At 44.3% G+C, this 23,827-nt stretch carries 25 protein-coding genes; 21 read left to right on the top strand and 4 right to left on the bottom strand.

All coding sequences use genetic code 11. The features are described 5' to 3' along the window. Nucleotides 1-22: 22 nt before the first annotated feature. The 21 genes from flhF to SJY39_RS25825 all read left to right on the top strand — a co-directional run bounded on the left by flhF (nucleotide 23) and on the right by SJY39_RS25825 (nucleotide 19,011). Nucleotides 23-1,543 carry a flagellar biosynthesis protein FlhF gene (gene flhF, locus SJY39_RS25925; protein WP_010439374.1) on the top strand — a complete coding sequence of 507 codons (1,521 nt, stop codon included), beginning with the start codon at nucleotides 23-25 and terminating at the stop codon, nucleotides 1,541-1,543. 13 nt (nucleotides 1,544-1,556) lie between these two features. After that, nucleotides 1,557-2,444: a MinD/ParA family protein gene (locus SJY39_RS25920; protein ID WP_016767061.1), complete on the top strand. Its 888-nt coding sequence runs from the start codon at nucleotides 1,557-1,559 to the stop codon at nucleotides 2,442-2,444. Beyond that, a complete protein-coding gene (locus SJY39_RS25915; protein ID WP_010439379.1) occupies nucleotides 2,437-3,171 on the top strand; it encodes an RNA polymerase sigma factor FliA in 735 nt (244 codons plus the stop codon). Before SJY39_RS25920 ends, SJY39_RS25915 begins: the two co-directional genes overlap by 8 nt. Nucleotides 3,172-3,213: 42 nt before the next feature. Continuing rightward, nucleotides 3,214-3,582, top strand: coding sequence for a chemotaxis response regulator CheY (gene cheY / locus SJY39_RS25910; RefSeq protein ID WP_016767062.1), 369 nt, complete (start codon nucleotides 3,214-3,216; stop codon nucleotides 3,580-3,582). Between the two features lie 106 nt (nucleotides 3,583-3,688). After that, a complete protein-coding gene (locus SJY39_RS25905; RefSeq protein ID WP_010439383.1) occupies nucleotides 3,689-4,420 on the top strand; it encodes a protein phosphatase CheZ in 732 nt (243 codons plus the stop codon). Between the two features lie 9 nt (nucleotides 4,421-4,429). Then, the gene (locus SJY39_RS25900) at nucleotides 4,430-6,607 is read left to right on the top strand and encodes a chemotaxis protein CheA (protein WP_016784725.1); all 2,178 of its coding nucleotides are present in this window, start codon (nucleotides 4,430-4,432) and stop codon (nucleotides 6,605-6,607) included. Between the two features lie 13 nt (nucleotides 6,608-6,620). Then, nucleotides 6,621-7,742, top strand: coding sequence for a chemotaxis response regulator protein-glutamate methylesterase (locus SJY39_RS25895; protein ID WP_016788647.1), 1,122 nt, complete (start codon nucleotides 6,621-6,623; stop codon nucleotides 7,740-7,742). Nucleotides 7,743-7,752: 10 nt separating this feature from the next. Next, on the top strand, nucleotides 7,753-8,535 hold the full coding sequence (locus SJY39_RS25890; RefSeq protein ID WP_010439391.1) for a ParA family protein: 783 nt from the start codon (nucleotides 7,753-7,755) through the stop codon (nucleotides 8,533-8,535). After that, entirely contained in the window at nucleotides 8,522-9,664 is a 1,143-nt protein-coding gene (locus SJY39_RS25885) for a chemotaxis protein CheW (RefSeq protein WP_102265469.1), read from the top strand. The genes SJY39_RS25890 and SJY39_RS25885 overlap by 14 nt, the downstream gene beginning before the upstream one ends. A 54-nt stretch (nucleotides 9,665-9,718) precedes the next feature. After that, nucleotides 9,719-10,213, top strand: coding sequence for a chemotaxis protein CheW (locus SJY39_RS25880; protein WP_009848530.1), 495 nt, complete (start codon nucleotides 9,719-9,721; stop codon nucleotides 10,211-10,213). Continuing rightward, on the top strand, nucleotides 10,213-10,725 hold the full coding sequence (locus SJY39_RS25875; RefSeq protein WP_010439397.1) for a DUF2802 domain-containing protein: 513 nt from the start codon (nucleotides 10,213-10,215) through the stop codon (nucleotides 10,723-10,725). Before SJY39_RS25880 ends, SJY39_RS25875 begins: the two co-directional genes overlap by 1 nt. Before the next feature lie 278 nt (nucleotides 10,726-11,003). Then, nucleotides 11,004-11,621 carry a cytochrome c biogenesis heme-transporting ATPase CcmA gene (gene ccmA / locus SJY39_RS25870; RefSeq protein WP_010439401.1) on the top strand — a complete coding sequence of 206 codons (618 nt, stop codon included), beginning with the start codon at nucleotides 11,004-11,006 and terminating at the stop codon, nucleotides 11,619-11,621. Between the two features lies 1 nt (nucleotide 11,622). Then, the gene (gene ccmB, locus SJY39_RS25865) at nucleotides 11,623-12,291 is read left to right on the top strand and encodes a heme exporter protein CcmB (protein WP_004736228.1); all 669 of its coding nucleotides are present in this window, start codon (nucleotides 11,623-11,625) and stop codon (nucleotides 12,289-12,291) included. 146 nt (nucleotides 12,292-12,437) lie between these two features. Then, nucleotides 12,438-13,178, top strand: a complete 741-nt coding sequence (locus tag SJY39_RS25860) for a heme ABC transporter permease (RefSeq protein WP_010439410.1) — start codon at nucleotides 12,438-12,440, stop codon at nucleotides 13,176-13,178. A gap of 14 nt (nucleotides 13,179-13,192) precedes the next feature. After that, a complete protein-coding gene (ccmD, locus tag SJY39_RS25855) occupies nucleotides 13,193-13,399 on the top strand; it encodes a heme exporter protein CcmD (RefSeq protein ID WP_010439411.1) in 207 nt (68 codons plus the stop codon). Next, nucleotides 13,396-13,878, top strand: a complete 483-nt coding sequence (gene ccmE / locus SJY39_RS25850; protein ID WP_009848524.1) for a cytochrome c maturation protein CcmE — start codon at nucleotides 13,396-13,398, stop codon at nucleotides 13,876-13,878. The genes ccmD and ccmE overlap by 4 nt, the downstream gene beginning before the upstream one ends. Continuing rightward, a complete protein-coding gene (locus SJY39_RS25845) occupies nucleotides 13,875-15,845 on the top strand; it encodes a heme lyase CcmF/NrfE family subunit (RefSeq protein ID WP_016767066.1) in 1,971 nt (656 codons plus the stop codon). The genes ccmE and SJY39_RS25845 overlap by 4 nt, the downstream gene beginning before the upstream one ends. Nucleotides 15,846-15,850: 5 nt before the next feature. Continuing rightward, complete coding sequence (locus tag SJY39_RS25840) at nucleotides 15,851-16,402, top strand: DsbE family thiol:disulfide interchange protein (protein ID WP_010439416.1); 552 nt, start codon at nucleotides 15,851-15,853, stop codon at nucleotides 16,400-16,402. Then, nucleotides 16,399-16,887: a cytochrome c-type biogenesis protein gene (locus SJY39_RS25835; protein ID WP_010439418.1), complete on the top strand. Its 489-nt coding sequence runs from the start codon at nucleotides 16,399-16,401 to the stop codon at nucleotides 16,885-16,887. Before SJY39_RS25840 ends, SJY39_RS25835 begins: the two co-directional genes overlap by 4 nt. Further along, nucleotides 16,887-18,107 carry a c-type cytochrome biogenesis protein CcmI gene (gene ccmI / locus SJY39_RS25830; RefSeq protein ID WP_010439419.1) on the top strand — a complete coding sequence of 407 codons (1,221 nt, stop codon included), beginning with the start codon at nucleotides 16,887-16,889 and terminating at the stop codon, nucleotides 18,105-18,107. Before SJY39_RS25835 ends, ccmI begins: the two co-directional genes overlap by 1 nt. Nucleotides 18,108-18,225: 118 nt before the next feature. Next, nucleotides 18,226-19,011, top strand: coding sequence for a VacJ family lipoprotein (locus tag SJY39_RS25825; RefSeq protein ID WP_010439421.1), 786 nt, complete (start codon nucleotides 18,226-18,228; stop codon nucleotides 19,009-19,011). Nucleotides 19,012-19,105: 94 nt separating this feature from the next. On the opposite strand, the gene SJY39_RS25820 is transcribed toward SJY39_RS25825, so the two are convergent. From SJY39_RS25820 to SJY39_RS25805, 4 genes are all read right to left on the bottom strand, one after another. Beyond that, entirely contained in the window at nucleotides 19,106-20,428 is a 1,323-nt protein-coding gene (locus tag SJY39_RS25820) for an outer membrane protein transport protein (RefSeq protein ID WP_016796968.1), read from the bottom strand. 296 nt (nucleotides 20,429-20,724) lie between these two features. Further along, a complete protein-coding gene (locus SJY39_RS25815) occupies nucleotides 20,725-21,948 on the bottom strand; it encodes an outer membrane protein transport protein (RefSeq protein WP_016796969.1) in 1,224 nt (407 codons plus the stop codon). Nucleotides 21,949-22,246: 298 nt separating this feature from the next. Next, nucleotides 22,247-22,975 carry a DUF3379 domain-containing protein gene (locus SJY39_RS25810; RefSeq protein WP_010439428.1) on the bottom strand — a complete coding sequence of 243 codons (729 nt, stop codon included), beginning with the start codon at nucleotides 22,973-22,975 and terminating at the stop codon, nucleotides 22,247-22,249. Continuing rightward, nucleotides 22,968-23,516, bottom strand: a complete 549-nt coding sequence (locus SJY39_RS25805; RefSeq protein WP_010439430.1) for a sigma-70 family RNA polymerase sigma factor — start codon at nucleotides 23,514-23,516, stop codon at nucleotides 22,968-22,970. The genes SJY39_RS25810 and SJY39_RS25805 overlap by 8 nt, the downstream gene beginning before the upstream one ends. Between the last annotated feature and the right edge of the window lie 311 nt (nucleotides 23,517-23,827).

The raw sequence follows: 23,827 nt of genomic DNA, 5'->3' as shown, positions 1-23,827 counted from the left end.
CTAATTAGAACGGACGATCGAATTGAAAATTAAACGATTTTTTGCAAAAGATATGCGAACAGCTTTGCTCCAAGTTAAAGAAGAACTTGGCTCAGAAGCGGTGATCATGTCTAACAAAAAGGTCGCAGGTGGCGTGGAAATTGTTGCTGCTATTGATGGCGAATCCAGCCCGTCGACAGCGAGCCAAAGATTAAACAAACCTCAGCAGCCTGCGCAAAGTCAATATACGCAGATGGCAGCGCCCGCTGTACCTGCGAGTCGTCGTCAATTAGATGATGACAAGGTTAGCCTACAGTCGAATTCTGAAGGCGGACGTTCAATGACTAAGCGTTTCGCGAACATGCTGAAGCAATACAGCCATGGCGCAGACGAAGAACCGCAACACCGTGCAGAAAACGAAGATTCGTTGTCTGCATTACTCAATCGTCAATCGGGCGGTCATCAAGGTTCTCAAAGCAACCAACAGTCACAGCCTCGTAACAGCAATATAGATTCTGCATTTGCTCGTGAAACGGGTTTGTCTAAATTGATTGCCGAAGACCGAAGAGTAGAGCGCCCTGCACCTCGTTTAGATCCTACTCGTTACGATCGTGGTCGTGATCCGGTCCAATCGAAAGGTTCAGATACTGAAATGGAAACAATGCGCGAAGAGATGACCTCAATTCGTCGTTTGTTAGAGCACCAAGTATCTGGGCTAATGTGGCAAGAAGTTGAGCGCCGTGAACCACTTAGAGCCATGCTTATCAAGCGCCTTGAACGTATGGGTGTTTCGGCTGAACTTGCTGATCAGATGGCTTGCTACATTCCTGAAGACACCAAACCAGCACGAGCTTGGAAAGCCTTGTTAGCGTTGGTTGCTGATCAAATCTCGGTAACACAAAAAGATATTTTAAAACGCGGTGGTATTGTGGCCTTGCTAGGCCCGACTGGCGTGGGGAAAACAACGACTGTTGCAAAACTAGCTGCACGTGCCGCCATGGAGTATGGCGCAGACAACGTCGCACTAGTGACAACCGACACATATCGTATAGGTGCACATGAGCAGTTATCGATTTATGGTCGAATTATGGGTTGTCCTGTAAGAGTTGCTAAAGATTCTAGTGAGTTGGCCGATGTAATATATCAGTTACGTAATCGTCGCCTAATTCTGGTCGATACTGCAGGCATGGGACAACGAGATGTTCGCCTATCTGAGCAGTTAGACACATTGATGCAAGAGAGTGGTTCCGTTATCAATAGTTACCTTGTGTTACCCGCAACTGCGCAGCGCAAAGTGCTACAAGAAACCATTGAACACTTTAGAAGAATCCCGTTGTCGGGGTGCATCATGACTAAGCTGGATGAATCCCTAAGTCTAGGTGAATTCATCAGTGTAGTAATACAAAATGCATTACCAGTTGCTTACATAGCAAATGGTCAACGAGTTCCTGAAGATATCGTTATAGCTCAGCCAAAGTACATGATTGCTAAGGCGAATGAGTTATTAGAAAAATCTACAGAGAATGAACCTCATTACTGGAATAGCGATTCAGAAGGGCTCTAGGCGGCGGATAAATATGAATGAAAATATGATACATGATCAAGCTAGCGGCCTCCGTCGCTTAACCAAGCCTTCATTAACAAAAGTTATTGCGGTAACGGGTGGTAAAGGTGGTGTAGGTAAATCTAATGTGACGCTAGGTATGGCTATTTGTATGGCTCGCCAAGGCAAAAAAGTCATGGTTTTAGATGCCGACTTAGGGCTTGCCAACGTAGACATCATGCTAGGAATTCGTTCTAAACGAAACCTAGGGCATGTGCTGGCCGGTGAGTGTGAACTTAAAGATGCGATTGTTGAAGGACCGCATGGAATTAAAATCATTCCAGCGACATCTGGTACACAGAGCATGACTGAACTTTCACACGCTCAACATGCGGGGTTGATTCGAGCTTTTGGTTCGCTTGAAGACGAGATGGATATCTTGTTGGTTGATACAGCTGCTGGCATTTCGGATATGGTCATTAGCTTCTCAAGAGCGGCACAAGACGTGGTTGTAGTCGTTTGTGATGAACCGACCTCGATTACTGATGCATATGCCTTAATCAAGTTGTTGAGTAGAGAGCACCAAGTTCAACGATTCAAAGTTGTTGCAAATATGGTCAGAAGCTACCGCGAAGGTCGAGAATTATTTGCAAAGTTGACTTTGGTCACAGAGCGCTTCTTGAATGTGAGCCTCGAACTCGTAGCATGTATTCCTTTAGATGATAAAGTACGTCAATCAGTCAAGAGACAGAAAATCGTAGTGGATGCGTATCCTCGCTCTCCTGCTGCGTTAGCAATCAGCTCACTGGCAAATAAAGCATTGACCTGGCCAATACCAAAAACCCCAAGTGGGCATTTGGAATTTTTTGTTGAAAGACTGCTGAATCGTACTGAATTTGTAGAGGAACCATTTGGTGAATAAAGCGCTTACTTACGACCAGCATGCTAATCACAATAGCCAACAGGCTTTTTTTGAGAAGTACTCTGTGTTGGTTAAACGTATCGCTCATCACTTGTTGGGGCGATTACCGCCTAATGTATTGGTTGATGACTTGATTCAAGCTGGCATGATTGGCTTGATTGAGGCGCAACAAAACTATGATGGTACTAAAGGCGCAAGCTTTGAAACGTACGCAGGTATCCGAATTCGCGGGGCGATGTTAGATGACATTCGACGTGGAGATTGGGTGCCAAGATCGGTTCATAAAAACAATCGTGAAATCAGTAGTGCAATAGCCGAGTTAGAGGGAACGCTAAACCGTGATCCAAGTGATGCCGAAGTGGCAAAGCACATGGGACTCAGTTTAGACCAATATCATAGTGCTTTAACTGACATAAATTGCTCAAGACTGGTTGGGATCGAAGATTTAGGCGTCTCAGATGATGTAATATCTCCGAATGAAGATTCTCAAGACAATACGCCTTTTCAAGGGGTTGCTGATGAATCCTTCCGCCAAGCTTTGATCGATTCGATAAAACAACTTCCGGAAAGAGAAGGCCTAGTGCTTTCACTTTATTACGACGAAGAACTCAATTTAAAAGAGATTGGGGAAGTGTTAGGTGTCAGCGAATCTCGCGTCAGCCAAATACTAAGCCAATCTATGCAGCGTTTACGCACTAAGTTAAGTGCTTGGACACAGAACGACTAACAACACTGGTTTTATTCAGTGGAGGCTAATTTGAACAAAAACATGAAAATTCTCATTGTTGATGATTTTTCAACGATGCGCCGAATTGTTAAAAACCTACTTCGTGACCTAGGTTTCAACAACACTCAAGAAGCAGATGATGGCTTGACCGCGTTACCTATGCTGAAAAAAGGCGAATTTGATTTCGTGGTAACTGACTGGAACATGCCTGGCATGCAAGGTATTGACCTGCTTAAGCACATTCGCGCAGACGCAGAACTTAAGCACCTTCCAGTGCTTATGATCACCGCAGAAGCGAAACGCGAGCAGATCATTGAAGCAGCGCAAGCGGGTGTTAATGGTTACATTGTGAAGCCTTTCACTGCTGCAACGCTGAAAGAGAAACTAGATAAGATTTTTGATCGCTTATAAGCATCAATAAGTTTTAGGCACTTTTAGGTAAACACTGACTGAAAAGTCCTCTGTTTATCTCGATAGCCTAAGCGCACAAAGTATGCGGAGTAAGGCCGAACTCAGGATGATTTCATTAGAACAAGCAAAAAAATTAGTAGAGCTGCTTGAGAACAATGAGCAGCAAGGTGCTGATTCTCTTGTTAGAAGCATTTATGAAGATAATTTTAATCTTCAAGACAATCCAATGCTTCAAGAAATAGGCAGTCTGACTCGCGACCTCCATGATTCTTTGACTCAATTTAATTTCGATGAACGCATTAGCGTCATCGCAAATGATGAAATCCCTGACGCTAGGGATCGCCTTCAGTATGTCATTGATAAAACGGAAGTTGCGGCAAATAAGACGATGGACGCTGTCGATCGCTGTATGCCAATAGCAGACAACCTACACGAGTGTTTACTTCAAGTAAGGCCTCAATGGAATGAACTGATGCATGGCCGCATTGAGCTGGCACAATTTAAAGCTTTATGTCACCGCATTGATGGATTGCTTGTCCAGGTAGAAGGCGATAGTACTGAACTACGTGGACAATTGACTGAAATCTTGATGGCTCAGGATTTCCAAGATTTAACTGGGCAGATAATTAGCAAAGTTATTACCTTGGTGAATGAGGTTGAGGGACGTTTGGTCGAGATTCTCACAGTATTTGGTGCGAATCAGATAGAGCCAACTCCAGAGTCAGAGAAGAAAGCGTCCATTGCTCCCGAGGGTCCAATTATGAACCCAGAAGAGCGCGAAGACGCTGTTGCATCTCAAGATGAAGTCGACGATTTGTTATCCAGTCTTGGATTTTAAAGGTAACGTATGAGCTACGATTTAGACGAAGATATTCTTCAGGACTTTTTAGTCGAAGCAGGAGAGATCCTTGAACTTTTATCAGAACAACTGGTAGAGCTTGAGAATAACCCTGACGACAAAGACCTATTAAATGCTATTTTCCGTGGTTTCCATACAGTAAAAGGTGGTGCTGGTTTCCTAGCATTGACTGAGCTGGTGGATACTTGTCATGGTGCTGAGAATGTGTTCGACATTCTAAGAAACGGCCAACGCAGTGTAACCTCAGGTTTGATGGATACAATGCTACAGGCTTTAGATACAGTAAATGTACAGTTTCAAGCCGTGCAAGATCAGGAGCCTTTAGTGCCAGCTGATCAAGCGTTATTGGATGAGCTTCATCGTCTCTGTAAACCACAGTCCGCCGATGAAGTTACACCAGTAGAAGCTCCAGCTCCAGTTATCCCTGAACCTATAGCAGCGGCTCCAGAGCCTGTTGTTGAAAGCTCAAGCATCAGCGCATCTTCGGTCGATGATATCTCTGAAGATGAGTTTGAGCGCTTGCTTGATGAACTTCATGGGAAAGGTGGTTCGCCGACAGCAACTTCAGCACCAACACCGCCGCCAGCACCAGTCGCACCTCAGCCAGTTTCTGATAGTGGTGATATCACTGATGACGAATTTGAAAAGTTATTAGATGAATTGCATGGTGCGGGTAAGAGCCCGACAGCAGCAGGTTCAACACCGCCGCCACCGCCAGCACCTTCTCCAGAACCAGTATCGGCGATGTCTGAGGGCGATGATCTGATGACTGATGAAGAGTTCGAGAAGTTACTTGATCAGTTACATGGTTCAGGTAATGGTCCGACTCTTGAAGAACTGGACGCAGCAACGAAGCCAGCAGCAGTCAAGCCCGAGCCTATCGCACCAGCACCACAAGCGGCTCCTAAGCATCAGCCATCTGCACCCGTTGCTGTGAAAGCAGCACCTGCGAAAACTGAAGTTAAAGCGCCAGCGAAGAAACAACAAGCTGATGCTACAGTACGTGTAGACACATCAACACTTGATACCATCATGAACATGGTGGGTGAGCTGGTGTTGGTTCGTAACCGACTTGTTAGCCTTGGCTTAAATAGTAACGATGAAGAAATGGCGAAAGCTGTCTCTAACTTAGACGTTGTTACCGCAGACCTACAAGGTGCGGTAATGAAAACTCGTATGCAGCCGATCAAGAAAGTATTTGGTCGCTTCCCACGAGTTGTCCGTGACCTTGCTCGTAGCTTGAAGAAAGACATTGTTCTTGAAATGCGTGGCGAAGAAACGGATCTTGATAAGAACTTAGTGGAAGCACTTGCTGATCCCCTGATTCACTTAGTGAGAAACTCTGTCGACCACGGTATTGAGATGCCGGAAGATCGTGTTGCTGCAGGTAAATCACAAACGGGTAAAGTGATACTGTCTGCCTCTCAAGAAGGTGATCACATTGAACTGGCTATCGTTGATGACGGTGGCGGCATGGACCCAGATAAGCTTCGCGCTATCGCGGTTAAACGTGGTCTGATGGATGAAGATGCTGCATCTCGTTTATCAAACAAAGAGTGTTTCAACCTCATCTTTGCTCCAGGCTTCTCAAGCAAAGAGCAGATCTCTGATATCTCCGGTCGTGGTGTAGGTATGGACGTTGTGAAAACAGCGATCAACACACTGAACGGCTCCATTGATATCGACTCAGAGATGGGACAAGGCACTAAGATCACGATCAAGGTTCCACTGACGCTTGCGATTCTACCAACTTTGATGGTCGGTGTTGCGGGTCACCCATTTGCATTGCCGCTGGCTTCTGTAAATGAGATCTTCCACCTAGATTTAAGCCGTACAAACGTGGTTGATGGTCAACTGACTATCATCGTTCGTGATAAGTCTATTCCGTTGTTCTACTTGCAAAATTGGCTCGCACCTAAAGCAGGTATTGTTGAACTGCGTAAAGGACATGGCCATGTTGTTATTGTACAACTTGGTAGCCAACGTGTTGGTTTCGTTGTCGATACGCTTATCGGTCAAGAAGAAGTAGTGATCAAGCCACTTGATAAACTACTGCAAGGCACGCCAGGAATGGCAGGCGCGACAATTACAAGTGACGGACACATTGCATTGATTCTAGATGTGCCGGACTTGCTAAAGCAGTACGCAGCTGCGTCAAGAATTTAATTTAAGGATAAATATGGCGATTAAAGTATTAGTCGTTGATGATTCGAGTTTCTTTCGTCGTCGCGTTAGCGAGATCATCAACTCAGAGGCTCGCCTAGAAGTCATTGATGTAGCAGTAAACGGTAAAGAAGCGGTTGAGAAAGCGAAACAGCTAAGACCTGACGTAATCACGATGGACATCGAAATGCCTGTCATGGACGGCATAACTGCAGTTCGTGAAATCATGGCAGCGTCTCCAACGCCTATTTTGATGTTCTCTTCGTTGACGCATGATGGAGCGAGAGCAACGTTAGATGCGTTAGACGCAGGTGCTCTAGACTTCCTACCTAAGAAGTTTGAAGACATCGCACGTAACCGTGATGATGCTGTTGCATTACTTCAACAACGTGTGATTCAGATTGCAGCAAAACGTGCGTTTATGCGCCGTGCTCCTATTGCGCCACGAGCTACAACTACACCAGCAACAACTTCGACACCATTGCGCCAACCGATTTCAGCCGCAGCTTCGACAGTGAAACCAGTGGCTGTATCGACAGCGAAATTCAGAGCTTCTGGTAAAAAGTATCAATTGACGGCAATTGGTACGTCTACTGGTGGCCCTGTTGCACTACAGAAAATTTTGACGCGTATTCCAGCACACTATCCACACCCAATTGTGTTAGTTCAGCATATGCCAGCAACTTTTACCGCTGCATTTGCCAGCCGATTGAATACCTTGTGTAAGATTGAAGTTCGCGAAGCGCAAGACGGAGATGTGTTGAAACCTGGAGTGGCTTATCTTGCTCCTGGCGGCAAGCAGATGATGATTGATGGCCGCGCTGGGTCTGCACGCTTAAGAATTATTGATGGCGGCGACCGTATGAACTACAAACCATGTGTGGATGTTACTTTCGGTTCTGCTGCGAAGATCTACGGCGACAAAGTCTTGTCTATGATCCTGACCGGTATGGGCGCAGATGGTCGAGAAGGTTCGCGTATGTTGAAAACTGCGGGCTCGACAATTTGGGCACAAGACGAAGATAGCTGTGTTGTATATGGTATGCCTCAAGCTGTAGCAAAAGCTGGCATTTCTACTGAAGACCTCCCTCTAGACCGCATTGCGGAAAGGATCTTGGTTGAAGTTGGGTTAGCTTAGGTAAATCGAAATGATTGTTTGGAGTGTTGCAAACCAAAAAGGTGGTGTTGGCAAAACAACCACAACAGTGACCTTAGCAGGCTTACTTGCTTTAAAAGGGCACCGAGTATTGTTGGTTGATACTGACCCGCATGCATCACTAACCACGTATCTGGGTTACGACTCAGATAACGTGGAGTCGAGCTTGTTTGATCTATTTCAATTGCGAGAGTTTACGGCGCAGACAGTAAGACCTTTGATTTTGCAAACGGAAGTCGAAGGTATCGATATTATTCCTGCACATATGTCATTGGCGACACTCGATCGTGTTATGGGTAATCGCAGTGGTATGGGGCTTATCTTGAAGCGTGCTTTAGCTGCGCTAAAAGATGACTATGATTATGTGCTAATCGATTGTCCGCCAATTCTAGGTGTGATGATGGTTAACGCATTGGCTGGCAGCGATCGTATCTTAATCCCGGTACAGACTGAGTTCTTAGCAATGAAGGGCTTGGAGCGTATGATTCGAACTTTAGCTATCATGCAGAAGTCACGTAAAACACCGTTTAAGGTGACAATAGTCCCAACGATGTACGACAAGCGAACCAAAGCATCATTGCAAACATTAACTCAGCTTAAAGACGATTATCCAAATCAAGTTTGGACATCTGCTGTTCCTATTGATACTAAGTTTCGAGATGCGAGCTTAAAACGCTTGCCTGCATCTCATTTTGCATCGGGTAGCCGTGGTGTATTTGCTTATAAACAGCTGCTTATTTATCTCGAAAGGCTGGCGATAAATGAGCGCGAATAAAGAACTAACAGTAGAGCGTCCAAGCTTATCGAGTGAACAAGCATTGGATGATTACTTTACTGCGCTACTAGGCGATGAAAACTTTGAATCTGACGAGCTTTTTGTTGACGAGTGTGATGATGAGTCACAATCTGAAGAGCCAGAGCCAGAGCCAGAGCCAGAGCCAGAGCCAGAGCCAGAGCCAGAGCCAGAGCCAGAGCCAGAGCGTCAATTAGCGACTCATTACTCAAGCTATGCCGAAATACGTGCAGCTGAATTTGAGGTTCCTAATCTTGAGGATGTTCAGAAACTACTGAGCCGTCTAGAGGCGACTAACATTGTCGATGACCTCAATCTTGATGAGTTGATGGATCAGAATACACAGAAAATCGCTCAGCAAGCCGACATGCCAATGTTCGATGCCGCTGTAGAATCTGTTCAAGTATTTACTGAACCTGAAATTCAAGACTGGAACTTGCCAGAACCAGAGTTATCCATTGTTGCAGAACCTCAAATCGAATTGCAGCAAGCTGAAGATGAATTGCTAGAAACTGAACAAACAGAAGCGAAAATAGAATATTCCGAGATAGAGGTTGAAGCTCCTGAAGTCGAAGTTCAAGAACCTGATATTGAGACAGTTATTGAACCTGAAACTCAAGTTGGAGGAGCTGACCAGTTTACTTCTTGGGAAAGCACAGTTCGAACTGAAGATTTCCAAGTCTTGTATTTTGATGTAAACGGCGTGACCTTTGCGGTACCACTTGATGAGTTAGGTGGCATTCACCGCCTTGAAGAGTTAAGTCATATCATTGGTAAGCCAGCTTGGTATTTAGGTTTACAAACTAACCGCGATAGCCAACTAGATGTGGTCGATACCGCAAAATGGGTGATGTCCGAGAAACTATCGGGTGACGAATACAAAGAAAACTATCAATATATAGTCATGCTTGGAGAAAGCTTGTGGGGCCTCGCGGGCACCGAGCTAAAGGGCACAGAGTTACTTAATACAGATAAAGTACGTTGGCGAGAAATGGCAGGGAAACGTCCATGGCTCGCCGGTATGGTAAAAGAAAAAATGTGTGCTTTGATCCATGTTGAAGCATTAATCGCCATGCTAAACGCAGGGCTAGATGTAAAAGCATTAAGCTAATAAAACATATCAAGTTAATAATAGTGGTCGGTAACGACGGCAAGAGGATTATCTATGTCTCATATGAGTGAAGTTGAAGTAAGAAAAGATCAAACGAATGATGAAGTACTTCAATGGGTGACATTTCAGCTAGAAGAAGAAACTTACGGCATCAATGTAATGCAAGTACGTGAAGTACTGCGTTACAGCGAAATTGCTCCAGTACCGGGTGCTCCAGACTACGTTCTAGGTATTATCAACCTGCGTGGTAATGTTGTTACTGTTATCGACACTCGTTCTCGCTTTGGTTTGATGCAAGGTGAAATCACAGATAACACTCGTATCATCGTTATTGAGTCTGAACGCCAAGTTATCGGTATTCTCGTTGATAGCGTTGCTGAAGTGGTTTACTTACGTTCTTCTGAGATCGATACGACACCAAGTGTTGGTACTGATGAAAGCGCTAAGTTCATCCAAGGTGTTAGTAACCGTGATGGCAAGCTGCTTATCTTAGTAGATCTAAACAAACTACTAAGCGAAGACGAATGGGATGAGATGGCTCATCTGTAATGTTTGAAGCGCTTCCTATAAGCCCTGTTGCTCTGATAGCGGGAGTTGGGGTTTTTACGTTATTCATCGTAATTTTGATTAGCAAAGTAAAACGTGCGATTCAAAAACAGCTCGATCAATCACGTCTGCAAATTCGAAATTTGGATAAAGAGCTTCAAAAATCGAGTAAGCAATTACTTGAGGTTCGCTCTGTCGTGGTTGGGCTTGGTCAAAAAGTGACTGAGCAGCAAGATCTGATTAAGCACTTGAATGAACGTATTGTTGAGCTGGAACATGCTGATACCGATGGACGCTTGTACACTCGTGCAACGAAAATGGTTCAACTGGGCGCTGGAATTAACGAACTAATTGAAGAGTGTGAACTGCCGAAAGCGGAAGCTGAGCTCATGATGTCTTTGCAGAATAAGCTCGCAGGTAAAGAGAAAATTCCTTCGTTAAGAAGTAATCCTTCATCGCTAGATGGACAACCGGCCGCTTCTCGTGAACGAAGAGACCCACCTCGACGTCGTTAAATTGAGTGTTTATAGTGGCTCGAATGCCCGATATTTGTCACGCATTCCTCTTAAAAGAAGCTTCGGCTTCTTTTTTTGTATCTGCTTTTCTTATATAGAACGATGTTTATAAGTGCTTGTATATACGACAATATCTCGTTTGTTGATAAAAATGTGTAAATTGTGATGCGATGGTAACAGTTTCTTACGGAGTTTGTTCTCACGAAAACGCCTAGTCCTGTTTTGTCACCATGTTGGTGTGCTACTATAGCGCTCTCATTACTCGACTAAATTTACCTATGCTAGAAGTCTCAAATTTAACTGCTATTCGTGACGACAGGGTTCTGTTTGAATCGTTGTCTTTTCAATTGAAACCAGGTGAACTGGTTCAAGTTGAAGGTCGAAACGGTACCGGGAAAACGACACTCCTTAGGATTATTACTGGCTTAGGCGACCGAGATGAAGGCACTATTTCTTGGGATGGTGAATCCATTGAATCGAGTCGAGACACGTATCATCAAAATTTACTCTTTCTTGGGCATCAAACTGGCGTTAAACGCGAGTTAAGCGCTTATGAAAATCTAAGCTTTTATCAATCGATTCACAGCGGTGGAACGACGAAGGAAGAGCTTTACCACGCGTTAGCTCAAGTCGGCCTTGCTGGTCGAGAGGATGTGCCCGCAGGTCAACTTTCTGCGGGTCAACAGCGCCGTGTGGCACTGGCACGCCTTTGGTTGAGTAAGCAAATGTTGTGGATTTTAGACGAACCGCTGACTGCGATCGATAAGCAGGGCGTAAAAGTTCTGGAATCTCTATTTTCTCAGCATGCAGATAACGGTGGTATTGTGTTGTTAACTACCCACCAAGATATGTTTGCTGATAGCCCGAAACTAAGAAAAATAAAGTTGGGTGATTAATATGATCTCTTCAATGACCACTATTATTCGACGTGAACTGCTGATTGCGTTTCGACGTCAAGCGGATATTTTTAACCCTCTGTGGTTCTTCATTATTGTTATTACCCTTTTTCCTTTAAGTATTGGCCCTGAGCCAAACTTACTTGCGCGTATTGCCGCAGGTATTGTTTGGGTGGCTGCGCTGCTTTCTGCGTTGCTCTCTTTAGAACGCCTATTTCGCGACGATTTTCAAGATGGTGCCCTTGAGCAGATGATGCTGATGCCCATCCCGTTGCAGTTGGTAGTCTTGTCCAAGGTCATAGCACACTGGTTATTGACCGGGTTACCATTAATTTTGATCAGCCCCTTGTTGGCTGTATTGCTGTCTTTAGATTTCGATACTTGGTTATCGGTTGTGTTAACGTTATTGGTTGGTACACCAGCATTGAGCTTTATCGGTGCGATTGGTGTGGCTTTAACGGTAGGACTACAAAAAGGCGGTGTGCTTTTAAGTCTGCTTATTTTGCCGTTGTATATCCCAATTCTTATATTTGCAACATCAGCGATTGATGCGGCAGCACTGGGCGTTGCGTATAACGGTCAATTAGCGGTGCTTGGGGCGATGTTGATGGGTGCGATGACTTTGACTCCTTTTGCGATCAGTGCCGCACTTAGAGTGAGTGTGAACTGATAACGATGCCGTTATCGTATAGCTAATGTGAACCAAAAGTTACTATTGGACTCATAGAGTCAGCAAAACTGAAAGCAAGATAATAAATTATTATAATTATAGCTTTAATAGCTGTAAGCAATATGAAGTAAGAGTGAGATTACAACATGTGGAAATGGCTCCATCCCTACGCCAAAGCAGAAACCTCATATCAGCTTGCTGGTAAACTTCTGCCGTGGTTTTCGATCCTAGCGCTATTGTGTCTATCCGCTGGTACTGTATGGGGGCTAGCATTTGCGCCTTCAGATTACCAACAAGGCGATAGTTTCCGAATTATCTACATCCATGTTCCGTCTGCAATTTGGTCAATGGGCGTGTACATGTCTATGGCGATAGCTGCCTTCATCGGCTTGGTATGGCAGGTAAGGCTATCTGACATGGCCGCATTGGCGATGGCGCCGATTGGTGCTGTATTTACCTTCATTGCATTGTTAACGGGTGCGGTTTGGGGTAAACCAATGTGGGGCGCTTGGTGGGTTTGGGATGCTCGTTTGACCTCTGAGCTGATTCTTCTATTCCTATACTTGGGTGTGATTGCTCTACACCATGCTTTTGATGACCAAAAAACGGCGGCAAAAGCGGCAGGCATTTTGGCTATCGTGGGTGTCATCAACCTACCTATTATTCATTTTTCAGTAGAGTGGTGGAACACGCTTCACCAAGGTGCGACGATCACCAAGTTCGACAAACCTTCTATTTCTAGTGACATGCTATGGCCGCTTCTTCTCAACATCTTCGGCTTCGCTTTTTTCTTTGGTGCTGTGACGATGGTTCGTTTCAGAAACGAAATCCTAAGCAAAGAAAGTCACCGTCCATGGGTTCGCAAACTTGCGGCTGAAAAAGCGTAGTAGGGTAGGTAATTATGTATTTTGAATCTTTGAGTGATTTCTTTGCCATGGGTGGCTACGCCTCATATGTATGGAGTGCATTTGGAATCACTTTCCTCGCGATGATCGTCTTACTGGTGGTAAGCGTTCGTCGTGGTAAGCAATTACTTAATGAAGTACAAGCTAAGATTGATCGTCAAGCTCGTATCGATGCAGCAAAAAATATGGAGAACACTCTATGAACCCAAGACGTAAAAAGAGGCTAGGCATTATCTTAGCGATCTTTTTTGGTATCAGTGCGACTGTTGGATTGATGGTTTACGCACTTAACCAGAACATGGATCTGTTCTATACACCAACTGAGCTGGTTAACGGAAAAGATGGTAAAAAACCAGAAGTGGGTCAACGTCTACGCATTGGTGGAATGGTCGTAGTTGGCTCTGTAAGCCGTGACAATGAATCATTGCGTGTAAGCTTCGATTTGGCTGATGTCGGCCCTAAAGTAACAATATTATACGATGGCATCCTTCCTGACCTTTTCCGTGAAGGCCAAGGTATTGTTGCTCAAGGTGTCCTTAAAGACGCGACGACAATTGAAGCGTTCGAGGTATTGGCAAAGCATGATGAAGAGTACATGCCTTCTGAAGTTGCAGAAGCAATGAAGAAAACCCATGAGCCTTTGCAATACACGACTGAACAAAAAGAAGGAAATGCTCAATGATAGCCGAGATCGGCCATTTTGCGATGATCCTGTCCTTGGGACTTGCATTGCTGCTCAGCGTGCTCCCATTGTATGGAGCCGCTCGAAATAACACATTATTAATGAATAGCGCACGACCGTTGTCGTGGGGCATGTTCGGATTCTTAGCGATTTCGTTCTTTATCCTGTGTTACGCGTTTTACACCAATGATTTTACAATCCAATACGTAGCAAGTAACTCGAATAGCCAACTGCCTTGGTACTATCGTATTACTGCCGTTTGGGGCGCTCACGAAGGTTCGTTACTGCTTTGGGTTCTTATTCAAGCAGGTTGGACGGTAGCAGTAGCGACGTTTAGCCGTGGTATGCCTCAAGAGTCTGTGGCTCGCGTACTGGCTATCATGGGCTTGATAACGGTCGGCTTCTTGCTGTTCATTATCGTAACGTCTAACCCGTTCCTACGTACATTGCCTTTCTTTCCTGTCGACGGTCGTGATTTGAACCCGTTATTGCAAGATCCGGGTTTGATTATTCACCCGCCAATGCTTTATATGGGTTATGTAGGTTTCTCTGTAGCGTTCTCTTTTGCAATTGCTTCTCTAATGAGCGGTCGTTTAGATACGGCATGGGCTCGTTGGTCGCGCCCTTGGACAATTGCCGCATGGTTGTTCCTAACGGTAGGTATCGCACTAGGTTCATGGTGGGCTTACTACGAACTTGGCTGGGGTGGCTGGTGGTTCTGGGATCCAGTAGAAAACGCTTCATTTATGCCTTGGTTGGCTGGTACTGCATTGATGCATTCGCTAGCGGTAACAGAAAAGCGTGGCACATTTAAAGCTTGGACAGTGTTACTGGCTATCTCTGCATTCTCACTAAGCTTACTAGGTACATTCTTAGTTCGTTCGGGCATTTTGGTTTCTGTTCACGCATTCGCGTCAGATCCTGCTCGTGGTATGTTTATTTTAGGTTTCCTAGTCTTTGTTATCGGCGGTTCACTGCTGTTGTTTGCTGTTAAAGGCGCATCCGTTCGCGTTCGCGGTAACTTCGATCTGGTTTCTCGTGAAAACGCGCTACTTGGCAACAACATCTTATTGATTGCAGCGCTTGTCGTTGTGTTAGTCGGTACGCTACTACCATTAGTTCACAAACAGCTAGGCTTAGGCTCAGTATCTATCGGTGCTCCGTTCTTTGACATGTTGTTCTTCTGGTTAATGATTCCGTTCTCTTTCCTTTTAGGCATCGGCCCACTGATCCGCTGGAAACGAGACAACCTGTCAAAGCTCGTTAAACCTATGCTGGTTTCTGGTGTATTTTCACTTGGCTTGAGCGCACTAATAGTTGCTTTACTGGCTGACCGCTTCAGTGGTACTGCCTTTGCTGGTTGGGTAATGGCATTCTGGATTATCTTCATGCACGGTTTTGAGCTGTATGAACGTGCGACTCACCGTCACACATTCCTGAAAGGTCTAACTAAGCTACCTCGTAGCCACTGGGCAATGATGTGTGGTCACATTGGTTTAGCCGTGACAGTGATTGGTATCGCGATGGTGCAAAACTACAGCATCGAACGAGATGTACGTCTGGCGCCAGGTGAAAGCTACCAACTTGAAGAATACGACTTCCTATTCACAGGCGTTCGTGACAAAGATGGTCCTAACTACGATGGCTATATTGCTGATTTTGAAATTACCAAAGAAGGCAAGTACATCAACACGCTTCACGCTGAAAAACGTTTCTACACCACAGCTAAGTCTATGATGACAGAAGCAGCGATTGACCGTGGCGTAACACGTGACCTTTATATCGCAATGGGTGAGCGTTTAGACGATAACAAGTCGTGGGCTGTTCGTATTTACTACAAACCATTTGTACGTTGGATTTGGGCAGGTTCGCTGATCATGGCGATTGGTGGTGTGATCGCTATCAGTGACCGTCGTTACCGTTTCCGCAAGCCAACGAAAAAGTCGGCTCAAGAGCAGGAGGCTTAATTCGAATGAGCAAGAAGATTTTATTCATTCCCTTGATCGCGTTTATGGTTCTCGCTGGAATCTTTGCAACGCAATTAATGCGCAACCAGTCAGGCGATGACCCGACTAAGCTTGAATCAGTATTGATCGGTAAGCCTGTTCCTGAGTTTGGTTTAGAAGATTTGGAACAACCTGGTAAGTTTCATGATCAAGCGATTTTCAAAGGTGAGCCACTGCTTCTTAATGTGTGGGCCACTTGGTGCCCTACTTGTTATGCAGAGCACTCTTATCTGAACAAGCTGTCTGACCAAGGCGTTAAGATCATTGGTCTTAACTACAAGGATGATCGCAACAAAGCGGTAGGTTGGTTAAAAGAGTTAGGTAACCCTTACCTGATCAGTTTATTTGATGGCAATGGCATGCTAGGCCTCGATCTTGGTGTTTATGGCGCTCCTGAGACCTTCCTAATTGACGCTAACGGTGTTGTTCGTTACCGCCACGTTGGTGATGTTAATCCAACAAACTGGGCAGCGACACTCCAACCGATGTACCAAGAGTTATTGGAGGAGGCGAAATGATTAAACAGACACTTGTAGCGTTGTTCGCCACTTTTGCTATATCTGCGTCGGTAACAGCAGCTCCTATCGAATTTCATGAATTTGATACGGTTGACCAAGAACAACAGTTCAAAGAGTTGAGTAACACGCTTCGTTGTCCGAAATGTCAAAACAACACGATTGGTGATTCGAACGCAGAGCTTGCGGTCGATTTGCGTCAAAAAGTGTATGAGATGACGAAAGACGGCAAATCGAAGCAAGACATCATTGATTACATGATTGCGCGCTATGGTAATTTTGTGACTTACAACCCGCCATTGACGCTAGCAACATCGATTCTTTGGGTCGGCCCATTTTCGGTTGTTGTGTTTGGATTCGGTTTGATCATTTTACGAAGCAGAAAGTCAAAGTCGAAAGCAGTAGAGTCAGATAAAGACTGGGATGCAGACAAAGAAGCTCGCTTAAAAGCGTTACTCGACGAAGAGAACGACGGAGATAAGAAGTAATGACTCTATTTTGGATTTCTACAGTTGTCCTTTCATTAGCGGCGATTTTGCTTATTGTTCTGCCGTTCATTAATAAGAAGGCCAACAATGATGAAATGCTTCGCGATGAGTTGAATAAAGCGTTCTATAAAGATCGCTTAGTTGAACTAGAAGTAGAAGCAGAAGAAGGCCTTGTTGACAACCAGCAAGAGTTGATCGCAGATCTAAAGCAGTCTCTACTTGATGATGTTCCAACACAGAAAGATACGGCAAAAACACAAATCTCTACGGTTGGTGTGGTAGTACCCTCTGTGATTCTGGTTCTGGTTGTGACTTATGGCATGTACTTTCAGTTCGGTGCATTAGATAAGGTTCAACACTGGCAAGAAGTGAGCTCGAATCTTCCCGAGTTGTCTAAAAAGTTGATGTCATCGGAAGGTGGTGCGTTAACGGATGATGAGCTTGAAGATTTGACTTTAGCACTTCGTACTCGACTTCACTATCAACCAAAAGATTCAACGGGTTGGTTGTTGCTTGGTCGTATTGCGCTCGCAAACCGTGATGCTGAAACGGCAAAAGATTCTATGGAAAGAGCTTACAAACTTGAACCTAAGAATGAAGATGTTCAACTAGGTTTCGCACAGGCATTGATGCTTTCACCAGATGAAGCCGATCAAAACCAAGCTCGTCTGATTTTGAGCCGTTTGATTCAAAACGATTATGTAGACCTTCGAGTATTCTCTTTGCTAGCGTTCGATTCGTTTGAACGTCAAGATTATCCTGGTGCTGTTAAGTACTGGAGCATCATGCAGCAGATGATTGGTCCACAAGATAGCCGTTACGAAATGTTGTCACGCAGTATTGAAAGTGCTCAGAAGAAAATGGGCGACACCATGGGTGTTGACCAAGGTAAAAGTGTTGCAGTAACGCTTGAATTGGCCGCTGATGTGAACGCTGACCCTAAGTCTGTGTTGGTTGTTTCAGTACACAGAGCTGATGGCTCACCAATGCCTATCGCTGCGGCTCGTTACCCATTGGGTACTTTCCCTCGTACTGTTGTGCTCGATGACGGCAATAGCATGATGGAAGGTCTGAAGCTGTCTAGCCTTGAAACTCTGATGGTTCGAGCTAGGCTTGATACAGATGGCAACGTTTCAACTCGCGATGGTGATTGGTACGGTGAAAGTGAAGTGGTTGAACTGGGTGCTCCAGTGACTATCAACATCAATAAGCAATATTAATCATCAGTTTGCATAGGTGTTAGCTATTCCGATTTTGCGATAAACGGTATAGACTTACGCAAACAATTGAGGCCAGCGATTGCTGGCCTTTTTTATTATTCCTTATGGAAAAGGTGATATGTCTATCAGTGTTTTAAGACTCTCGAGTTTATTATTTATCGCAAGCTTAACGGTGGGTTGCTCTAGCGCGCCGGACGAAAGCGTTAACGATGATAACTTCGAAACCTCTGAATACGTCGAAGAGTCCCACCCGAACGATCCTTTTGAAGGCTTCAACAGAGCGATGTGGGATATCAACTACGAATATCTAGATCCTTATTTGGTTCGCCCTGTTTCTCTCGCTTATGTTGACTATACTCCTGTGCCAATACGTTCTGGCATTTCCAATTTTCTAGCCAACTTAGACGAGCCATCAAGTATGGTGAACAACCTCATTATGGGCAATGGTGAAAAAGCACTCGACCATTTTAATCGTTTTTGGATTAACTCAACGATTGGTTTGTTAGGCTTAATCGATATTGCCAGCGAAGCAGGGATCACCAAGTACGACGACAAATCATTTTCTGATGCGATTGGTCATTACGGGGTAGGTAATGGTCCGTATTTTATGGTGCCGGGTTATGGTCCACTAACGACGCGTGAAGTAACTGAAACCGTCGATGGTTTGTATGTCCCTCTATCGTTTTTGAACTTTTGGGCTAGCTTAGGTAAGTGGGCATTTGAAGGTATGGAGACTCGCGCTCAGTTAGTGTCACAAGAATCACTATTGGACGACTCGCCAGATCCATATGCTTTGACTCGTGAGGTCTACATTCAACGTCGTGACTTTAAAGCCGAAATTGAACCTGAAGAGTTTGATCTCGAAGAAGAAGACTTCATTGATGGTTATCTAGAAGATTACTAGAAATACGTTTTAGAAAATCGACAAAAGAAAGGCTCGATGTTAATACAACATCGAGCCTTTTTAATGCTTGTTACTTTAGATTAAGTAAAACAGATTAGAAGCGGTAGTTAGCTTGTACACCAACTAGCCAAACATTACCCGTTGTTGTACCAATAAATTGGCCGCCAACAGCTTCGGCTGCATCGTCAGATGCGTAACCGCGAGATTCTGTGATGGGAGCATCTTTAGCAATGATGTAAGTAAAGCCAGCATCCAATGAAAGCTGTTCAGACCATTGGTAACCAGCACCAACACTTAACCATGTGCGGTCAGTTTCTGGAATAGTGATAGTACGGTTTTTATCGCTAACTGCAGAAGTATCGTAAGCCACACCTGTACGTAGTGCCAGTTTAGGGGCAATTTGGTAAGTTGCGCCTACAGCAAAGCGATAGTTATCTTCCCAATTCTCAACCTTAACTGTATGGCTACCATATGTATCTAGCTCAGCTTGCAATTTTTCGAAAGAACTCCAGTCAGTCCAGTTAAAACTAGCATGGATTGCAAGTGCTTTAGTGAGTTGATGGAAACTTGCAAGCTCTGCTGTTGCAGGAAGTGCTAACATCATATGTCCATTGTCACGTTGACCAGGTGTCATGCCAAAGCCGATGCCTTCTGCGTGACCTTCTAACTTCAGCTCAACCTCAGACTTGTAGGCAAAACCGATACGGTGGTCTTCGTTGATCTGCCACGCTGTACCTACTTGCCAACCCCAAGCGGTGTCTTCACCTTCCATATATTTCAGTGTAGTGCCTTCTGGAGCTGAGATCGGCATTTGGTTTGAATCTAGACCAATTGCATTTTTCGCTGGTGCTGTTGCACCGAAGCTGCCTTCACCCATAACGTAACGGATACCGCCACCAATGCTTACTTGCTCAACAACTTGATAAGCGAAGTTTAAGTTAGCTTCTTTAGTGATTACGCTTGCTTCGTTACCGAAATGAGATGCGTTGAAGTCGTCACCTAAATTCGTTTCCATTCCGTAATTCGTGCCAAATGCAAAACCGATAGCAAACTTTTCGTTGTAACGGTGAGAAATGTAAAGATTCGGGATAATAGCGTCATCTGCGAAATCGTTTGAAGATGCTTGGCTTGTACCTAATGCTGGGTGAGCGTGGTTTACTTCACCTTTAACATCAATGTTAGGGTTAACGTAAATACCACCAACAGAAACTTGTGTACCTTCTAGGTAAGTCAGCATTGCAGGGTTACGCCATTGAGCATCTGCACCGTCTGCCATTGCAGCCTCACCAGCGTATGCACGGCCTAGGCCTGTTGCTGAGTATTCTGCTAGTTGAAAGCCTGCCGCGTGAGTAACGGTAGAAGTCGAAAGTAGTCCAACTGCCACTGCAGTAGATAGAAGGGTCTTATTCATTTTCATTATTATGTTCGCTGAATCATAAGTATTTAGTGGCGTGATTCTACTTTTAGAGTCATTACTTTAAAAATGAAATTCGAATAAAACAGTGTTTTAGGGATTAAATGAGTAAATGTGTTTAATTATTAGAGAAATAATCTAAATGTTTCGGCCGTGTTGCGAAATTTGAGCGTACACTTGTAGGCATATTTTGCCTTTGCAGCCTACAAGTGTAAGCTTAAATCGAAGTTAGTCAGTAGTTTAGACAACAAAAAAGGGTCGCGTAATGCGACCCTTTGAGATTATTAACTTCGATTATATTAGAAGCTACGGCTGTACTGCAGGCCCAGTAGGATTGCATCAGCGTGTGTAGTGCCGTTTAGTTGTCCGCCAATACCAGTTTCTTTAACATCAACATCATCACCTAGTAGGTATGTAAAGCCAAAGTCTACATTAGATGCTGTATTGATGTGGTAAGTGAAACCAGCTGAGAACCATTGACGGTCAGAATCTGGTACTGAGATAGATGTTACTGAGTCTTGTGCGCTCGTGTCATACATATAACCCGTACGTAGTGTCCAAGTGTCATTTAGGTAGTAAGTACCGCCGATAGCGTAGTGCCAACCGTCTTGCCATTGATAATTCTTGTCATATGAGCCTGGAATTGCACCTTGTGAAAGGTTCTTAAATTCGATTTGGTCGAAGTCACCCCAGCCGATCCATTGTACTGAGTAATGCACAGCAAATTTAGTGTCTTCAAGTTTGTGAAAACCTGAGAATTCAACCATATCTGGTAATGGTAGTGTAATCTCTTGACCTTTATCATCTTTAGCCGTCAACTCTGGACTGTAACGGTAAGCTAGACCAAAACGGTTATTTTCATCAAGTTCATAGACAGTGCCTAGGTTAAATCCAACAGCCCAACCATCAGCTTCATCTACGTCAATTAGAGGTGTGGCAACCTGTGAACCACTGAATGCCTCTCGCTTCATTGTACCCTGACCGTAAATAAGGTCTAAACCAGCACCAAAGCTCCACTGCTCGTTTAGGCGATATGAACCAGCAAGACCAAAGTTGATACTCATTACATCAGTCAAACCACCAAATTCAGATGCTTCATAGTTATCTGAGAATTCAGTTTTAGTACCGAAGTTTGAGTATGCATTCACACCCCAAGCAAATTTATCGTTTACAGGCACGATAAGGTGGATATTGGGTGCGATAGAGGTGTCACCTACATCATCTACGTCGGAAACACCACCAGGTGCTGAAGTGTAAGTTGTATCTTTAACTTCAATCATTGAAGTGATGCTTTCAAAACCAAGAGATAGCTCAGTTTTGTCAAACAGTGCCATTGCTGCAGGGTTACGTGCCATTACTGACGCGTTATCTGCGATTACTGCATCACCAGCGAATGCACGGCCGATGCCAGTTGCTGATTGTGCGTTAAGTTGGAAACCTGCTGCCATCGCTTGCGAAGACGCCAGTGTAATTGTTACTGCTAAAAGAGACTTTTTAAACAGACGCGTGTTGTTGGTAGTCATTCATTTATTCCTTTATATATCCGCCTCTACAGGGCGATTAATTTGAGCAATTGCTCAATGGTGGCTGATCCTATTCGCAAGTATACGATATACAAATCCGACCATTGAGAATTTTGAGTGGAAAATTATGGAAATGACGCCTATCTGGCACGAAAATGGTGAGAAATACTGTTTTTTAGAGTTTTAACTCTAGAGGTATTGGTGTGGTGAATAGTTTTGTGGTTTGTTTATAAATAAAGCCCAGCAATATCAAGAGTATAATTGCTGGGCCTTTTGGTAACGGGGCTTAAGAGGAGTGTTAGCCCATAGGTTTGATGATTTTTGTCAGCTTTTCGGCGATTTTAGAAACGTTCTCACCATCTTCACCTACGAGGATCAGGCTGCTGTTATCGATCGGTGTTACCGAACCAGACATGCCTTCTTCGTCAAAGTCGACAGATTTGTCTGTTGGAATTCCTGTTAAAAATAGCGTTACTTTGCCTTTTTCACCTTGGAAAACCATGTGCATTGCATTGGACTTCCCGAAACCACAGTGGTTCAGGTAGTAGACATGATAAGGGAATGCCTCATCAAACTGGTAAGCAAATGGATTCATTTTTGCGTTGATTTGTTGTGATGTCACTTGTTCGTCGATTGAACTCACAAAGCTTTTTTCATCAACAACATGTTTCATCGCAGTATCGACCAAACTTGCTTGAGCTGGAGCAACCAGTGCGTTTCCCCAATTAACCTGTCCAACCAATAAGCCCGCAACAAACGCCACTGAAGCGGCCATCGCCATTGCTCGACGAGCAAAAGTAGGTCTTACGACTTTACTCTCTTCGCTTGAGGTCTGATTGAATAGAATGCGATCGGCAAGATCATCTGGCACATCCACATTCATTGCTGAATGGATCTGCTTATCAAGCGATAGTACATCGTCTAAGAAATGACTATTGGCTTCGCTGTTTGCTACTGCATTGATAATATCTGGTGTTCGTTGTTTAGGTTCCGACAAAACACGACGACGAAATTCTAAATCATCCATTATGTTGCCCCCTCTCTGCCTCTTCTGTATCCAGCATCTCTTTCAACTGATTTCGAGCTCTGAATAAACGTGTCATTACTGTGTTTTTGTTGAGATTGAGAATATCGGCAATCTCTTCACCACTAAATCCACCAATGACTTGTAGAAAGAGTGGTTCACGGTAATCAACTTCAAGTTTCATGATCTGAGCTTGCAACCATTGGTGTTGGTGATGCGGGTCGTCACTGACACTAGCATCATTACCATGATCGTCGATATCAACCAGATCAAACTGTTTGCGTTCAAAGCGTCTCGCGTTTTCGCGTCTTAAGATGGTAATTAGCCAAGATTTAGCGGCTTTTTCATCTTGAAGGCTATCGAGTGACTTCCATGCACGAAGGCAAGTCTCTTGCACTAAGTCTTCGGCAACGGTTTTGTCTTTGCATAACCAATAGGCGTAGCGAAACAGGTCACGATGATAGGCACGCACGAGTGCTTCGTATTTTCTTTGTTTGTCCATATCAGAGTTGACCGGACGCTTGGCAGTTTTCTTTCCAAACATTTTTATTATCGACACACGAGCCTCCATAATTGCTCTGTGTATAGCTGTCTTCTATACGTTGTGCTTTGTTTTTATATTGTGTTTCGTTTTTAGAGCTACCGATTTACTGGAAATCGTAAAATCACAATGAAAATTGATCTACTTCAAAATCTAAGGCTTCGAACAAGCTATAGTACACCTTGTCGTCTAGTTAGTCATTCGTGGCTAGCATGTTGAGCAAGACGACACTTCCTTTTGAAGGCTGACTTTACTTTCTCCTAATCAGGAAACTGATTATTTCAATTGGCGTTAAGTTAATTGCTTTATATACA

The organism is Vibrio sp. R78045 (genome assembly GCF_042466085.1).
Classification (GTDB): domain Bacteria; phylum Pseudomonadota; class Gammaproteobacteria; order Enterobacterales; family Vibrionaceae; genus Vibrio; species Vibrio cyclitrophicus.
Note: the sequence above shows the minus strand (reverse complement) of the source record. Positions and strands in the feature narration are given on the sequence as shown.

What these genes read in the sequence shown, in the direction of transcription:
- ccmD (WP_010439411.1), top strand. Translation starts at nt 13,193, where the DNA reads ATGTATTTTGAATCTTTGAGTGATTTCTTTGCCATGGGTGGCTACGCC.
- ccmA (WP_010439401.1), top strand. Translation starts at nt 11,004, where the DNA reads ATGCTAGAAGTCTCAAATTTAACTGCTATTCGTGACGACAGGGTTCTG.
- SJY39_RS25890 (WP_010439391.1), top strand. Translation starts at nt 7,753, where the DNA reads ATGATTGTTTGGAGTGTTGCAAACCAAAAAGGTGGTGTTGGCAAAACA.
- ccmB (WP_004736228.1), top strand. Translation starts at nt 11,623, where the DNA reads ATGATCTCTTCAATGACCACTATTATTCGACGTGAACTGCTGATTGCG.
- SJY39_RS25840 (WP_010439416.1), top strand. Translation starts at nt 15,851, where the DNA reads ATGAGCAAGAAGATTTTATTCATTCCCTTGATCGCGTTTATGGTTCTC.
- SJY39_RS25895 (WP_016788647.1), top strand. Translation starts at nt 6,621, where the DNA reads ATGGCGATTAAAGTATTAGTCGTTGATGATTCGAGTTTCTTTCGTCGT.
- SJY39_RS25815 (WP_016796969.1), bottom strand. Translation starts at nt 21,948, where the DNA reads ATGACTACCAACAACACGCGTCTGTTTAAAAAGTCTCTTTTAGCAGTA.
- ccmI (WP_010439419.1), top strand. Translation starts at nt 16,887, where the DNA reads ATGACTCTATTTTGGATTTCTACAGTTGTCCTTTCATTAGCGGCGATT.
- cheY (WP_016767062.1), top strand. Translation starts at nt 3,214, where the DNA reads ATGAAAATTCTCATTGTTGATGATTTTTCAACGATGCGCCGAATTGTT.
- SJY39_RS25880 (WP_009848530.1), top strand. Translation starts at nt 9,719, where the DNA reads ATGTCTCATATGAGTGAAGTTGAAGTAAGAAAAGATCAAACGAATGAT.
- SJY39_RS25920 (WP_016767061.1), top strand. Translation starts at nt 1,557, where the DNA reads ATGAATGAAAATATGATACATGATCAAGCTAGCGGCCTCCGTCGCTTA.
- SJY39_RS25905 (WP_010439383.1), top strand. Translation starts at nt 3,689, where the DNA reads ATGATTTCATTAGAACAAGCAAAAAAATTAGTAGAGCTGCTTGAGAAC.
- SJY39_RS25835 (WP_010439418.1), top strand. Translation starts at nt 16,399, where the DNA reads ATGATTAAACAGACACTTGTAGCGTTGTTCGCCACTTTTGCTATATCT.
- SJY39_RS25875 (WP_010439397.1), top strand. Translation starts at nt 10,213, where the DNA reads ATGTTTGAAGCGCTTCCTATAAGCCCTGTTGCTCTGATAGCGGGAGTT.
- SJY39_RS25810 (WP_010439428.1), bottom strand. Translation starts at nt 22,975, where the DNA reads ATGGATGATTTAGAATTTCGTCGTCGTGTTTTGTCGGAACCTAAACAA.
- SJY39_RS25845 (WP_016767066.1), top strand. Translation starts at nt 13,875, where the DNA reads ATGATAGCCGAGATCGGCCATTTTGCGATGATCCTGTCCTTGGGACTT.
- ccmE (WP_009848524.1), top strand. Translation starts at nt 13,396, where the DNA reads ATGAACCCAAGACGTAAAAAGAGGCTAGGCATTATCTTAGCGATCTTT.
- SJY39_RS25860 (WP_010439410.1), top strand. Translation starts at nt 12,438, where the DNA reads ATGTGGAAATGGCTCCATCCCTACGCCAAAGCAGAAACCTCATATCAG.
- SJY39_RS25900 (WP_016784725.1), top strand. Translation starts at nt 4,430, where the DNA reads ATGAGCTACGATTTAGACGAAGATATTCTTCAGGACTTTTTAGTCGAA.
- SJY39_RS25825 (WP_010439421.1), top strand. Translation starts at nt 18,226, where the DNA reads ATGTCTATCAGTGTTTTAAGACTCTCGAGTTTATTATTTATCGCAAGC.
- SJY39_RS25805 (WP_010439430.1), bottom strand. Translation starts at nt 23,516, where the DNA reads ATGTTTGGAAAGAAAACTGCCAAGCGTCCGGTCAACTCTGATATGGAC.
- SJY39_RS25820 (WP_016796968.1), bottom strand. Translation starts at nt 20,428, where the DNA reads ATGAAAATGAATAAGACCCTTCTATCTACTGCAGTGGCAGTTGGACTA.
- SJY39_RS25885 (WP_102265469.1), top strand. Translation starts at nt 8,522, where the DNA reads ATGAGCGCGAATAAAGAACTAACAGTAGAGCGTCCAAGCTTATCGAGT.